This is a genomic window from Streptomyces sp. NPDC008317, from assembly GCF_042955955.1.
Taxonomy (GTDB): domain Bacteria; phylum Actinomycetota; class Actinomycetes; order Streptomycetales; family Streptomycetaceae; genus Actinacidiphila.
In genome coordinates, this window is record NZ_JBIBFQ010000005.1 from 650,867 (window position 1) to 664,785 (window position 13,919).

10 protein-coding genes are annotated in these 13,919 nt (G+C 71.4%); 7 read left to right on the plus strand and 3 right to left on the minus strand.

Annotation, left to right across the window (positions count from 1 at the left end; all coding sequences use genetic code 11):
* Positions 1 to 2: 2 nt before the first annotated feature.
* The 3 genes from ACFY9V_RS20040 to ACFY9V_RS20050 all read right to left on the minus strand — a co-directional run bounded on the left by ACFY9V_RS20040 (position 3) and on the right by ACFY9V_RS20050 (position 4,084).
* Entirely contained in the window at positions 3 to 1,259 is a 1,257-nt protein-coding gene (locus ACFY9V_RS20040; RefSeq protein ID WP_391162174.1) for an extracellular solute-binding protein, read from the minus strand.
* Between the two features lie 195 nt (positions 1,260 to 1,454).
* Entirely contained in the window at positions 1,455 to 2,462 is a 1,008-nt protein-coding gene (locus tag ACFY9V_RS20045) for a substrate-binding domain-containing protein (RefSeq protein WP_391052369.1), read from the minus strand.
* Between the two features lie 146 nt (positions 2,463 to 2,608).
* On the minus strand, positions 2,609 to 4,084 hold the full coding sequence (locus ACFY9V_RS20050) for an MFS transporter (protein ID WP_355345865.1): 1,476 nt from the start codon (positions 4,082 to 4,084) through the stop codon (positions 2,609 to 2,611).
* 471 nt (positions 4,085 to 4,555) lie between these two features.
* Between ACFY9V_RS20050 and ACFY9V_RS20055 the strand changes: the two genes are divergently transcribed.
* The 7 genes from ACFY9V_RS20055 to ACFY9V_RS20085 all read left to right on the plus strand — a co-directional run bounded on the left by ACFY9V_RS20055 (position 4,556) and on the right by ACFY9V_RS20085 (position 13,615).
* A complete protein-coding gene (locus ACFY9V_RS20055; protein WP_355345862.1) occupies positions 4,556 to 5,290 on the plus strand; it encodes a YoaK family protein in 735 nt (244 codons plus the stop codon).
* A gap of 148 nt (positions 5,291 to 5,438) precedes the next feature.
* Positions 5,439 to 5,768, plus strand: a complete 330-nt coding sequence (locus ACFY9V_RS20060) for a YciI family protein (RefSeq protein ID WP_391162175.1) — start codon at positions 5,439 to 5,441, stop codon at positions 5,766 to 5,768.
* 42 nt (positions 5,769 to 5,810) lie between these two features.
* Entirely contained in the window at positions 5,811 to 7,208 is a 1,398-nt protein-coding gene (locus ACFY9V_RS20065; RefSeq protein WP_391162176.1) for a sigma-70 family RNA polymerase sigma factor, read from the plus strand.
* A 242-nt stretch (positions 7,209 to 7,450) separates the two neighbouring features.
* Entirely contained in the window at positions 7,451 to 8,704 is a 1,254-nt protein-coding gene (locus tag ACFY9V_RS20070; RefSeq protein ID WP_391162177.1) for a glycoside hydrolase family 3 N-terminal domain-containing protein, read from the plus strand.
* A gap of 290 nt (positions 8,705 to 8,994) precedes the next feature.
* Positions 8,995 to 10,185, plus strand: coding sequence for an imelysin family protein (locus ACFY9V_RS20075; protein ID WP_391162234.1), 1,191 nt, complete (start codon positions 8,995 to 8,997; stop codon positions 10,183 to 10,185).
* Positions 10,182 to 11,453, plus strand: a complete 1,272-nt coding sequence (gene efeB, locus ACFY9V_RS20080) for an iron uptake transporter deferrochelatase/peroxidase subunit (RefSeq protein WP_391162178.1) — start codon at positions 10,182 to 10,184, stop codon at positions 11,451 to 11,453. Before ACFY9V_RS20075 ends, efeB begins: the two co-directional genes overlap by 4 nt.
* A gap of 182 nt (positions 11,454 to 11,635) precedes the next feature.
* The gene (locus ACFY9V_RS20085; protein WP_391162179.1) at positions 11,636 to 13,615 is read left to right on the plus strand and encodes an alkaline phosphatase family protein; all 1,980 of its coding nucleotides are present in this window, start codon (positions 11,636 to 11,638) and stop codon (positions 13,613 to 13,615) included.
* Positions 13,616 to 13,919: the final 304 nt, after the last annotated feature.

Genomic DNA, 13,919 nt, shown 5'->3' on the forward strand with positions numbered 1-13,919 from the left:
GCCTAGTTCCGCGCGGAGCGCTGCGCCTGGGCGAGCGCGGACTGCGGGCTGGTGCCGCCCGCGAGCGCGGCCTGGATCGCGTCGGCGAGCGCCTGGCTGACCTTGGGGTAGTCGGTGCCCAGTTCGGTGGTCCTGGCCCGCGCGGTGCCGACCTCCGCCACGAAGGCCGCCAACTGCGGCTGACTGGTCGCCAGTTGCGCGGCGGCCTGCTGGTTGCTGGGGATGTAGCCCGCGTCCTTGGACCACTTCAGGCTCTCCTCCTGACCGAGCAGGCACTTCACCACGGAGACGGCCTTGGCCTCGCGCGCCGCGTTGCTGTGCCCGACCGTCCAGACCTCGCCGCCCAGCGGCACGACCGGCTTCGCGGAGGGATCGGGCACCGGTATGGGCACCACGCCGAAGTGCAGGTCCTTGGCCGCGTTGAGCGTGGGGAGCTGCCAGGGGCCGTTCACCATCATCGCCGCGTTCCCGGCGAGGAACTGGTCGTTGACGTCCGCCTGTGTCCAGGTGACCACCGATTTGGAGGCCGAGCCCGTACCGACCAGGTCCTTCCACAGCGTGAGCGCCTTGACGGCCTGCGGCGAGTCCAGCGCCTTAAGGCTGGCGCCCGCGGTCCAGAAGAAGGGCTCGAACTGGAAGCTGCCCTCCTCGGTGCCGACCGCGCTGAACGCGACGCCGTAGCGGGAGCCCTTGGTCAACTTCTTCGCCGCGGCGGTCAGTTCGTCCCAGGTCTTCGGCGGCGTGAGCCCCGCCTGGGTGAACAGGTCCTTGTTGTAGTAGAGCGCCAGGCCGTTGACGCCCGGCGCGATCCCGTACGTCTGGCCGTCGTACTGCCCCGCGGCGACGATCGACGGGTACAGGCCCTCGGTGGTCAGTCCGGCCTTCGACAGCGACACCAGGCCCCCGGTGGCGGCCAGTTGCTGGAGGTCGGGGTTGTCGATCAGCGCCAGGTCGGGGAGGGTGCGGGCCGATGCCTGCTGGAGCAGTTTCGGCATGAACTGGGCGCGCGGCACCTGCTGGTGCTTGATGTGCACGCCGGACTTGGCGGCGCACTCGTCGAGTATCCGCGGCAGTTGGGTGTTCTGCGGTGCCGCGTCGTAGTAGTCGATCTCCGTCAGCGTGTCGGAGCCGGAGCCCGAACTGCCGGAGCCGGTGCCGCAGGCGGCCAGCGCGAGCACCCCGGCGGCGGCCAGCGCCGCCAGCGTGCCGGGTCGGGCGGCGGTGCGGGAGAGGCGGGGGAAGGGGAGGGAGCGGCTCATCGACGTGCCTTTCGAATTGATTCGACAGTGGCGCCGCGGGCACGGGACCGCCCACCGGTCCGCGCCGTGCGTGAGGGAGTGTGGGCAAGGAAACGCAGAGGGTGGTGCGGTGTGACACCGGGTCGGTGCGGTGACACCGGGTCAGAGCGGTGACGCCCGGTCAGAGCGGAGGCGGTAAGCGCCGGTGGACGCGCCTCAGCGGGCTGGACCCGTACTGCCGCGCACCTTCAGCGTCGGGGCGAGCAGCGTGCTCGCGGGCAGCTCCTCGCCCTTGATCCGCCGGGCCAGGCTGCGTACGGCCGCCCTGGCCAGTTCCTCGGCGGGCAGCGACACCGAGGTCAGCGGCGGGGTGCACCGCTCGGCCTCGTCGTCGGGACAGATCGCGATGACGGAGATGTCGCGCGGGACCGCGCACCCCATACCGGCGAGCCGGTCCATCACCAGCGGCAGCACGCGCTCGTTGTAGACGATCAGCGCGGTCAGTTCGGGCTCGCGGGTCAGCAGGTCGTCCAGCGCGCGGACCACCCCGCCGGGAGCGGGCTCGCACGCGGCCCAGACCGCGGTCCTGCCCCCGCTCTCCAGCGCGGCCAGCACCGACTCGCGGGCGTGCACCGCGTAGGCCACGTCACGGCCGAACGCCTCGGGCGCCTGCCCGAGGTAGCCGACCCGGGTGTGGCCCGACTCGTGCAGATGCTCCGCGCAGGCCCGCGCGGCCAGCGCGAAGTCGAAGTCGACGCGCGGCAGTCCGTGCGGGTCGTCCGGTGTGCCGACCAGCACCGCGGGGCACTTCAGCTCGGTGAGCAGCGGGATCCTGGGGTCCTGCCGCTGCACCTCCATCAGCATCACGCCGTCGACGAGCGCGCTGGCGACCGCGTCCCTGATGGCCGCCTCACCGTCGTCGTCGGTCAGCATCAGCACCTTGAGCCCGCTGTCCTGGGCCGCGGTGAGGGCGGCCCAGACGTACGGCATCTGCACCTGGTTGTGCGGGCCGTAGACCATCGGCAGGGCCATCGCGATCACACCGGTGCGGCGGGTGCGGATGGACCGCGCCCCGGCGTGCGGCCTGAACCCCAGCGTCTCGATGCTCAGTTCGACGCGCCTGATGGTCTCGGGCGAGATGGTCCGGTTGCCGCTCAGGACGTACGACACCGTGCTGCGCGAAACGCCCGCGTGCCGCGCCACATCCGCGATCGTCACCGTCATGACCGACTCCGAGTCCCTCGACTGTCGAACTGATTCGATTCGTTCGATTGGCGGTGAACGTAGCACCGGCTCCGGGCCCCGGACAAGACAGTGGACGCGACCGGAATCCGGCCGCGTCCACTCGATTCGCCCCGCGGGGCCCGCCGCTAGGCGGAGGCGGACGCCGGTTCGGCGGACGACAGCGGGGTGGCGATGTCCTCGAGCGAGCGGCCCTCGGCCTTGACCGCGAGCACCGCCGCGACCAGGCCCGCCGCGCACATCAGGGACGCGCCGATCACGAAGGCCAGCACGGTGTCGTCCACGACACCGGACTTGGTGAGGTCGGCGAAGACCAGCGGACCGCTGATGCCGCCGGCGGCCGTACCGATCGCGTAGAAGAAGGCGATGGCCATCGCGCGGGTCTCCATCGGGAAGATCTCCGAGACGGTCAGATACGCGCTGCTGGCACCGGCGGAGGCGAAGAACAGCACGACGCACCAGCACGCCGTCATCGTCGTGGCGTCCAGCGAGCCCCGGTGGAAGAGCCACGCCGTGCCGAACAGCAGGATGCCGGAGATCAGATACGTCGAGGAGATCATGATCCGGCGGCCGACGGTGTCGAAGAGCTTGCCGAGCAGCAGCGGGCCGAGGAAGTTGCCCGCCGCGATGACCGCGAAGTAGTAGCCGGTCTTGCCGGTCGAGACGCCGAAGAAGGTGGTGAGGATGGAGCCGAACCCGAAGGTGATGGCGTTGTAGAGGAACGCCTGGCCGATGAAGAGCGACAGGCCGAGCACCGCGCGCTTGGGGTACTTGTGGAAGACGGTCTTGGCGATCAGCCCGAACCCGATGCTCTTGCGCTGGTGGATGGTGATCGAGTTCTTGGCGCGCGGCAGCCGCTCGCCCTTCTCCTCCTCGATCTCCCGCTCGACCGTGCCGACCAGTTGGTCCGCCTCGTCGCCGTAACCGTGGATGAACTGCCAGCGCGGGCTCTCCGGCACGTGCCGCCGTACCACCAGGATCACCAGACCGAGGACGACGCCGAGGGCGAAGGTGAGCCGCCAGCCGACGTCCTTGGGGAAGATGTCGGTGTTCAGCGCGACGATTGACAGCAGCGAGCCGCCGATGGCGCCGAGCCAGTAACTGCCGTTGATGATCAGGTCGACCCGGCCGCGGAATCGGGACGGGATCAGTTCGTCGATGGCCGAGTTGATCGCCGCGTACTCGCCGCCGATGCCGAAGCCGGTCAGGAAGCGGAAGGTGAAGAACCACCAGGGCTGGAAGGACAGCGCGGTCATCGCGGTCGCGGTGAGGTAGACCGCGAGGGTGACCATGAAGAGCTTCTTGCGGCCGAAGCGGTCGGTCAGCCAGCCGAAGAACAGCGCGCCCGCGCAGGAGCCCGCCACGTAGAGCGCGGCGGCGATGCCCGTGATCTGGGCGGATGTGATCGACAGCCCGCTGCCCTGTTCGGAGATCCGCCCGGCGATGTTGCCGACGGTGGTCACCTCGAGGCCGTCGAGGATCCACACGGTGCCCAGGCCGATCACGATCATCCAGTGCCAGCGCGACCACGGCAGCCGGTCGAGGCGTGCGGGGACGTCGGTGGTGATCGTGCCGCCGGACGCGGCTTCCGGCGCTGACGCCATGGGTCCCTCCTTCATGAGCCGTACCGACGGCTCGACGTGAGCCGGTCCGACAGCCCGGTCCGAGCCGGGCCGACGGCCCGACCCTTGCGCGGCTGCCCCCTTGACGTGCCGTCATGCCGCGCCGCTGCTCGCGCGCTCCAGGATCGCCACGTCGCGGGCCAGTCTCACACCGGCGCGGGCCCGTACGGCGCCGACAGCCCGCGCGTCCCCCGTATGCCACGCGCGGCACGGCTGACGTGCCCGTTCGGGCGCGGGAGCGGGCGCCGGCACGGCTGTGGGCGGTCCGCTTGTCGGTATGGGCGCGGACCGATCTTCAGACCGGCGCAGGCCGACTTTCGGACCGGCGCGGCATGGCATTCGTACGGGCGACGGCCCGCTTACGGCGGAAGGTCCCGCGCGGCGGGGGGTCTGACGGGCTGCGGGGCGGGACCATGGGTCGCCCAGGGAACGCATGATCGGAGGACGGCCGCCGTGAACTCCACGCTCCGCGAGGCCCGCGACACGCTCGTACCCGACTTCGGCGGGCGGCACGGGCCGCTGCCGCCGCTACTGCTCGGGCTCACCGTCGTGACCGGGCTGGTCGACGCCTTCAGCTATCTGGCGCTGGGCCGGGTCTTCGTCGCGAACATGACGGGCAACGTCGTCTTCATGGCCTTCTCGCTCGCCGGTTCCAGCGGCTTCTCGCTGACCGCCTCCGTCCTGTCGCTGCTCTCCTTCGCCGTGGGCGCGCTGGCCGCGGGGCGGCTGGCCAACCGTGTCGTGCGGCACCGGGCGCGGCTGCTGCTCGCGGTGACGGCCGGGCAGGCGCTGCTCGTCCTGGTCTGTTACGTGGTCGGCGAACTGGTCGACCTGCCGGCCGCCGGGTGGAGCCGCTGGTGCCTGGTCGTGCTGCTGGGCTTCGCGATGGGCGGGCAGAACGCGGTGGTACGGCGGCTGGCCGTGCCCGACCTGACGACCACGGTGCTGACCCTGACCATCACCGGCGTGGCCTCGGACAGCCGCCTGGCGGGCGGCGAGACGAGCAAGGCGGGGCGCAGGCTGCTCTCGGCGGCGGCGATGTTCCTCGGGGCCCTGGCCGGTGCCGCGCTGATCGGGCACGGGCACCGGGCGCTGCCGCTGCTCATCGCCGGTGCGGCGCTGGTCGCGGTGGCGGTGGCGCTGTTCCCGCACCGGCGCTCGGCGCTCGGCTGGACGGCGGCGGCGTGACGCGGACGCGGCTCGTGCCGAAGTTCTTTCCGCCCGGTGTAGTTTCCGGCGGTTCCCGATCGTCGTAGGGGTGGACGCACGGGAGGAAGAGGCCCGTGGCCGCCGGAGGCATCGCGACCTCCGGAGTGACCGGAGAAGGAGAAGGACCATGAAGTATCTGCTGCTCATCTGCGACGACGGATCGCTGGCCGACGCGCCCGAGGAGGAGTTGGACGCGATGCCGTGGGTCGCCGAGACGACCCGCAACGGCACCCGGCTGCTGGGCAGCCGCATCCGTCCGGCGCAGGACGCGACCACCGTACGGTTCAAGGACGGCGCGCCGCTGATCACGGACGGGCCCTTCGCCGAGACGAAGGAGCAGATCTGCGGCTTCGACATCATCGACTGCGCCGATCTGGACGAGGCGATCGCGATCGCCGCGAAGCATCCGGTGGCGCGGTACGGGATGGTCGAGGTGCGGCCGTTCTGGACGGAGTGACGCGAGCCGCGGGCTGACGAGGTGGCGGGGCGGAGTGAGGCGATGACGGGTCGGGACGCGGAGTCCTGGGCGGTGACCGGGGCGCACGGGGACTCCGGGCGCGGACAGGCGCGTCCCCCGTCGGGGCCGCGCCGCCCCGACCCCGTCAAGGACGCCGTCGCCGCGGCCTGGTCAGAGGAGTGGGGCCGGGTCGTGGCCGCGGTGATCGGCATGACCGGCGACTGGGACCTCGCGGAGGAGTGCGCGCAGGACGCCTTCGCGCGGGCGCTGGAGCGCTGGCCGGTCGACGGCGTGCCGCGCAGGCCCGGTGCCTGGCTGACCACCGCCGCCCGCAACCGCGCCCTGGACCGGCTGCGCAGGGCGGCGAACGAGAAACGCAAGCTGCGGGAGGCGGCCGTGCTGACCCCGGTGGACGACGCCCTCCCGCCGCCCGGGAACGACGACGATCCCGTACCGGACGACCGGCTGCGGCTGATCTTCACCTGCTGCCACCCCGCGCTGCCGCTGCCGTCCCGCGTCGCGCTGACCCTGCGCACCCTGACCGGGCTGAGCACGGCGGAGATCGCGCGGGCCTTCCTGGTGCCCGAGGGCACGATGGGACAGCGGCTCACCCGCGCCAAGAGCAAGATCCAGCACGCGGGCATCCCCTTCCGGGTGCCGCCGCGCGACCTGCTCCCGGAGCGGACCTCCGCCGTACTCGCCGTGCTGTACCTGCTGTTCAACGCCGGTTACGCGCCCGGCGCCGACACGGCGGACAGCGCCGACCAGCGGCGCGTCACGGCCGAGGCGATCCGGCTGGCCCGGCTGCTGGCCGCGCTGCTGCCGTACGAACCGGAGGCGCGCGGCCTGCTCGCGCTGATGCTGCTGCACGACGCGCGCGCCGCCGCCCGTACCGACGCGGCCGGTGACCTGGTGCCGCTCGACGAGCAGGACCGTACGGCCTGGGACCGGGACGAGATCGCCGAGGGGCTCGCCGTCGTGGAGGACGCCCTGCTCGCCCGCCGCCCGGGGCCGTACCAGGTCCAGGCCGCCATCGCCGCCTGTCACGCGAGCGCCGCCGAGGCCGCCGCCACCGACTGGCCGCAGATCGCGCTCCTCTACGGCGAACTGGCGCGCATGACGCCGGGCCCCGTGGTCGAGCTCAACCGCGCGGTCGCCGTCGCCATGGCCCGCGGGCCCGCCGCGGGCCTCGCCCTGGTCGACGCCCTCACCGCGAGCGGCCGACTCGACGGCTACCACCTGCTCCCCGCCACCCGCGCCGACCTGCTGCGCCGTCTCGGCCGCTCCGACGCCGCCGCCGACGCCTACCGCGAGGCCATCGCCCTCTCCCCCACCCCGCCGGAACGCCGTTTCCTCCTCCGCCGCCTGGCCGAGGTCGAATCCGGCACCGGAACGTCCGGCTCGACGCCTCCCACCGCCCCGGACCCGGCCGACGGCTGACGGCCGCTCCGACGCATTCCTCTTGTAAGGGCCTTGCCGGGGCGTGTCACACCCATCGCGGGGGTTTCTCCAGGTCACATGAGACAACTGGTGCCTCAGGGGGAAGGGGATGAGTGCATACGTTCCGTTTCCGTGTGATCGAAAAGGTGTGAGGTCTTCCCGTGCGTCTGCCGACTGCTCCTGGTGCCGCCAGCCGAACGTCCCGCTCGCGACGGCGTGGGGTGGGGCTCGCGGTGGGGCTGATGGTCACTGTCGCGGCCTGTTCCAACGGGGGCGGGAGCGGTGACACGTCGGCCACGTCCGTGGCGCCCGGTACGACGTCGGCGTCGCCCAGCGCGGCGCCGACGACCACGGCCATGTCGGCCCGCCCGTCGGCGTCACCGTCGCCCAGCACGACGCGCGCCACTCCCGTACCGCCGCCCGCGGCGAGCACGACCAAGGCGCAGGCGAGCTGCGTGGACCGGACGGCGGGCGCGATGTCGACCGCCCAGCGCGTCGGGCAGCTCTTCATGTCGGCCGTGACGTCCACCGGGATGACCGGCTCCGAGGCGTCGGCGATCACGCAGGGCAAGGTGGGCGCGGTCATTCTGATGGGCCACACCTCGGCGGGCACGCAGGCGGTCAAGGGGGTCACCGACCGGGTGCGGACGCTCGCCACCTCCGTCAAGGGCTCGAATCTGCGGCTGCTGGTCTCCACCGACCAGGAGGGCGGCGAGGTCCAGGTGCTCAACGGCCCCGGCTTCTCCAGCATGCCGAACGCGGTCACGCAGGGTCAGTGGTCCGCGTCGCGGCTCCGGCAGGAGGCGGCGACGTGGGCGGGCCAGCTCAAGGCGGCCGGGGTGAACATGAACCTGGCCCCGGTCGCGGACACGGTCCCGGCGGATCTGGTGGGCGTCAACGCGCCGATCGGCGAGCTGCACCGGGAGTACGGAAACGATCCCGCGACCGTCGCCACGCACAGCGACGCGTTTCTGCTCGGCATGCGGCAGTCCGGGGTCGTTCCCACGGCCAAGCACTTTCCCGGCCTCGGCCGGGTCCGGGGCAACACCGACCTGACGGCGGGCGTCACGGACACGGTGACCACCCGTAACGACTCCTACCTCCAGCCGTTCCGCAGCGCCATCCAGGCGGGCACGCCGTTCATCATGGTCTCGTCGGCGACCTATACGAAGATCGACCCCAAGAACCAGGCGGTCTTCTCGCGCATCGTCCTGCACGACCTGCTGCGCACCCAGCTCGGCTTCAAGGGCGCGGTCATCTCCGACGACATCGGCGCGGCCGTCGCCGTCAGCGACCGTACCCCCGCGCAGCGCGCGCTGGACTTCTTCGCCGCGGGCGGCAACATGCTGCTGACGGTCCGGCCGAGCGACATCGCCCCGATGACCGCAGCCGTCATCGACCGGCTCCCGAAGGACGCGACGCTGCGCGCCGCGGTCGACGACAGCCTGCACCGCATCCTGACCGCCAAGGTCAACGCGGGCCTGCTGAGCTGCTGAGGCGCTACGCGTGACGGTGCCGCTAAAGCGCTACGGTGCTCCGGGCGCGAACCGGCACTTCACCGGCCGGGACCCGGCCGAAAACCCCGGTAAGGGTGCCCTTATGTGACCCAAGGGTGAACTGCCGGGGAATTGTGGATTCCTGACCTTGGCGCAGGTGGGTGCGCGGTCGTGAGGTGCTTAGCATGAACGGCGCCCCGTTCCACTGCACCGACATCTGGAGGTCCGGTGTGTCCGCCGAACCAGACGGCATAGCTCCGCCGCCACCGAACCGACTCCGCCGCGTGCCGATGTGGCAGGTGGCCGCGGCCGGGCTCGCCGTCGCGGGAGCGGTCACCGCGGCGGTGCTCACCGTCGGCGGCGGTGGCGGTCACACCGACAAGCACGCCGCTCCCGCCACCGCGTCGGACGGTCTGCGGCACACGGCGGTGGACGCGTCCACGGGCGGCTGCGGCCGGGGCTGGATCACGCCGAAGCCGGGCACGCAGGTCTTCGACCTGCGCAACACCGGTGCGAGCGCCACCGAGGTCTATCTGACCGACCCGCGCAGCGGGAAGGTCTACGGCGAGGTGGAGGGCCTGGCGCCGGGCATCACCCGGCCGATGGCGGTGGACCTGGGGAGCGGCTCGTACGCGTTCAAGTGCCTCCAGGAGGACACCGACGCGGTCACCGGGCCGACCGTCGTCGTACCGGGCAAGGCTCCCCGGGGTCCGGCCGCGGTGCCGGTCACCCAGCACGATCTGATCCCGCCGACGCTGGCGTACCAGCGGTGGGTCGGCGCCCGGATCGACGACCTCGCCCGCGGCGTCGGCGCCCTCAGGTCGGACATCGACGGCGGCGATCTGACCGCGGCCCGCCGCGACTGGCTGAGCGCACACCTGGTCTACGAGCGGATGGGCGCCGCGTACGGCACCTTCGGCGACGCGGACGGCGCGATCAACGGCACGGCCTCGCTCACGCCTGGCTCGGTCGCCTCCGCGGACTTCACCGGCTTCCACCGGATCGAGTACGGGCTGTGGCACGGCGCCTCCGCCGACTCGCTGCGCGGCCCGGCCGCCGCGCTGGTCAAGGACGTGGCGACGCTGCGCGACGGCTGGTCGCAGGAGCGGATGGACCCGGCCGACCTGGGACTGCGCGCGCACGAGATCGTGGAGAACGCCGAGCAGTTCGAGCTGACCGGCCGTACGGACTACGGCAGCGGTACGAATCTGGCCACGGCCCGCGCGAATCTCGACGGCACGAAGGAACTGCTCGGCCGGCTGCACGCCCTGCTCGCCCCGCGCGACCCGCGGACCGCCGAGCTCGACGCGTCGCTCAAGCGCGCGGAGCGCGACCTGGACGCCGCGCACCACGGTGGGACGTGGACGCCGCTCGACAAGCTGACACACGATCAGCGCCAGCGGATCAACGCCGACTTCGGCGATCTGCTCGAACAACTCGCCCCGGTGGCGACGATCTTCGATGTACGGAGGACGGCATGACGGACACGCACGGGCCCGTGGCGGGCGCGGGCGACCTGCGGCGGCGCGGCTTCCTGCGCGGCGCGGCGCTCGGTGTGGGCGCCGTCGGCGCGGTGGCCGGTGGCGCCGCCGCGCTGACGGGCGCGACCGCTTCCGCCGCCGGCCCGGCCCCGGCCCCGGCGGCACGCGCGAACGCCGACTTCCACGGCCCGCACCAGGCGGGCGTCACGCGGCCGGTGCAGCAGTCCTCGCTCTTCCTGTCCTTCGACGTCACCGCCGCCGACCGGCGTGAACTGACCGAGCTGCTGCACACCGTCACCGACCGCGCGAGGTTCCTGACCGGCGGCGGCACACCCGCGGCGCTCGGCATCACGGACTCGCCGTCGGACAGCGGCACGCTGGGCCCGAGGGTGCCGGGCGACGGTCTGACCGCCACCGTCGGGGTGGGCGCGTCGCTCTTCGACGAGCGGTTCGGGCTCAAGGACCGCAAGCCGCTGCGGCTGAGCACGATGCCCGCGTTCGAGGACGACGACCTCCAACCCGGCTGGTGCCACGGGGACCTGAGCCTCCAGCTCTCCGCGCCGCACCCGGACACGGCGCTGCACGCGCTGCGCGACATCGCCCGGCACACCCGCGGCGCGATGCAGGTGCGCTGGCGGCTGGACGGTTTCACCAGCCCGCCGCGGCCCAGCGGCACACCGCGCAACCACATGGGTTTCAAGGACGGCACCTCCAATCCGGACATCAGCGATCCGGCCACCGCGAACGAGCTGCTCTGGGTGCGGGGCGCCGGGGGCGAGCCCGCCTGGACGACCGGAGGCACGTACCAGGTGGTGCGGACGATCCGGATGCTGGTGGAGTTCTGGGACCGGGTCTCGATCACCGAACAGGAGCGGATGTTCGGCCGCAGCCGGGACACCGGCGCGCCGCTTGACGGGACCAGGGAATTCGACACACCGCGATTCGCGCAGGATCCGACCGGCGATGTGATCCCGTTGGACAGCCATATCCGGGTCGCCAATCCGCGCACCGCGCGCACCGACAACTCCCTTATTCTGCGCCGTGGTTACAACTACGACCGGGGTATGGACAGCAATGGCAACCTCGACATGGGGCTGATCTTCGTCTGTTATCAGCAGGACATCGAGCGGCAGTTCGCGGCGGTGCAAAAGCGCCTCGCGGGTGAGCCGCTGGTGGACTACATCACCCCGTTCGGCGGCGGCTATTTCTTTGTCCTGCCGGGGGTGCGCGACCGGTCCGACTGGCTCGGCAGCGGGCTGCTCGCCTGAAACCGCAGCTCAGAGTGTAAAAGCGGGGTCAAGGCTTCCTAAGATTTTACTGACCCGCTGTTCACCCGGCCTCCACCGCTGTGCCTTTGTCATGTCGCGGACCGCCATGACGATCGCGTTCGACACCGTGCACGAATGACAGCGGCACGCGCGACGCGGCACTTAGCGGAGGCTGAGAAAGTATGAGCACCACAAGCGGTTCTGGCAGGAGCAGAGGGGCGGGCCCGCGCGTACGGGCCGCCCGGTGGGGGGCGTTCGCCGGAGCTGCGGCGCTCGTGCTGATGGGCGGGACGGCGGCGCCGGCCCTGGCTGACTCCCCGTCGCACAACGGCGGTGGCGGCACCGAGACGCCGATCAAGCACCTGGTGGTGATCTTCCAGGAGAACGTCTCCTTCGACCACTACTTCGGCAGCTACCCTGCCGCGGCGAACACCGACGGCACGAAGTTCACGGCGGCCGGGAACACGCCGAAGAACATCGACACCCTCGCGCACGCCGGTCTGCTCAAGACCAACCCGAACCAGTACGCGCCCAAGCGGCTCTCCCCCGACCAGGCCGTGACCTGCGACCAGAACCACAACTACGGGCCCGAGCAGTACGCGGCCAACGGCGGCAAGGCCGACGCATACGTCCAGAACACCGAGACCAGCAAGTGTTCTGGCGGCCTGTTCGGCGAGCCCGGTCTGGTGATGGACTACTACGACGGCAACACCGTCACGGGCCTGTGGAACTACGCGCAGCACTACTCGCTGGGCGACAACTCGTACAGCTCCACGTACGGTCCGTCCACGCCGGGCGCGCTCAATCTGATCTCCGGTCAGACGCACGGTGTCATCTCGGTCGACCCGGCCTCGGGCACCGAGCACCCGAAGCAGACGGCGAAGCCGGACGCGTACACGGTGGTCTCCCCCGACGCCAAGGGCGTCGGCACGGTCATCAACGACCCCGACCCGGCGTTCGACGACTGCTCGGACAACAGCCACACCGGCACCAACGCGCTGGCGGTCATGCGCGGCAAGAACGTCGGCGACCTGCTGAACTCCAAGAAGGTCACCTGGGGCTGGTTCCAGGGCGGCTTCCGTCCCTCCACCGCGTGGGACGGCAAGAGCGGCGACTACGCGAGCTGCGCCAACTCCACGCACGCCAACATCGCCGGCGCGTCCTCGGTCGACTACAGCCCGCACCACTCGCCGTTCCAGTACTACGCGTCGACGTCGAACCCGCACCACCTCGCGCCGAAGAACACCGCCGAGATCGGGCACAACGGCCAGGCGAACCACAACTACGACCTGACCGACTTCGACTCCGCGCTCAAGGCGGGCAGCCTGCCCGCCGTCAGCTTCCTCAAGGCCGCCGAGTACCAGGACGGCCACGCCGCCTACTCCGACCCGACCGACGAGCAGAACTTCCTCGTCAAGGAGATCAACGCGGTCCAGGCGTCGTCCTCCTGGAAGGACACCGCGGTCGTCGTCGCGTACGACGACTCCGACGGCTGGTACGACCACGCGTACGCCAAGCCGCAGAACGGCTCGAAGGACAGCACGGTCGGCTCCAACGGCAAGGCCGTCGACAGCCCGGCGTGCCAGGCGGGTCCCGCGTCGGCCGGTGGCTACGCGGACCGCTGCGGCCCCGGCACCCGGCAGCCGCTGCTGGTCATCTCCCCGTACAGCAAGGTGAATTCGGTCGACCACACCCGCACCGAGCAGGCGTCGATCACCAGGTTCATCGAGGACAACTGGAAGACCGGCCGGGTCGGTGACGCGTCCTTCGACAGCCGCGCCAACTCGCTGACCGGCGCGTTCGACTTCAAGCACCCGAACAACAAGCAGGTGCTGCTGAACGCCGACGGCTCCGTGAAGTCGGTCAAGGACATCGACACCCACGGCGGGGGCGGCCACGGCACCTCCGGCGGCTCTTCCTCGGGCGGCGCGAACTCGGGCGGCGCGAACTCCGGCGGCGCGAACTCCGGTGGCTCCAACGGCGGTTCGCACTCGGGCGGCTCGTCCGGCGGTCACAACGACGCCTCCACGCAGACCCTCGCGGAGACCGGCGGCACCTCCCCGGTCCTGCCGCTGGGCATCACCGCGGGCGTACTGCTCGTCGGCGGCGGGGCGCTCTACTACGCCCGCCGCGGCCGTCGCCGGTCGACCACCGCGGTCTGATCCGACGCTCTGCCCCAGGGCCGTTCCCGGTGCGCCTCGCGCGCGCCGGGAACGGCCCTTTTCGCCATCCGCCGCACATACCACCGCAGTCCACTGCGGCTTCATGCTCTGAAGGTATACGGAAGCGTTTCCGGGTCGGACCGGGGTGCGGGCGAGGTGCGACGGCGCGTCAAGCGGCCTGCCGCGCGGAGACGTCCTGACATACCCGCTGGTCACCGCAGTGCGTTCAACTTGTGTCATCAGCTACGACGGCTTTGCCCGGATTTCTGGAGCTTCCCCATTCGGGAGGACGCACTCTGTGCAC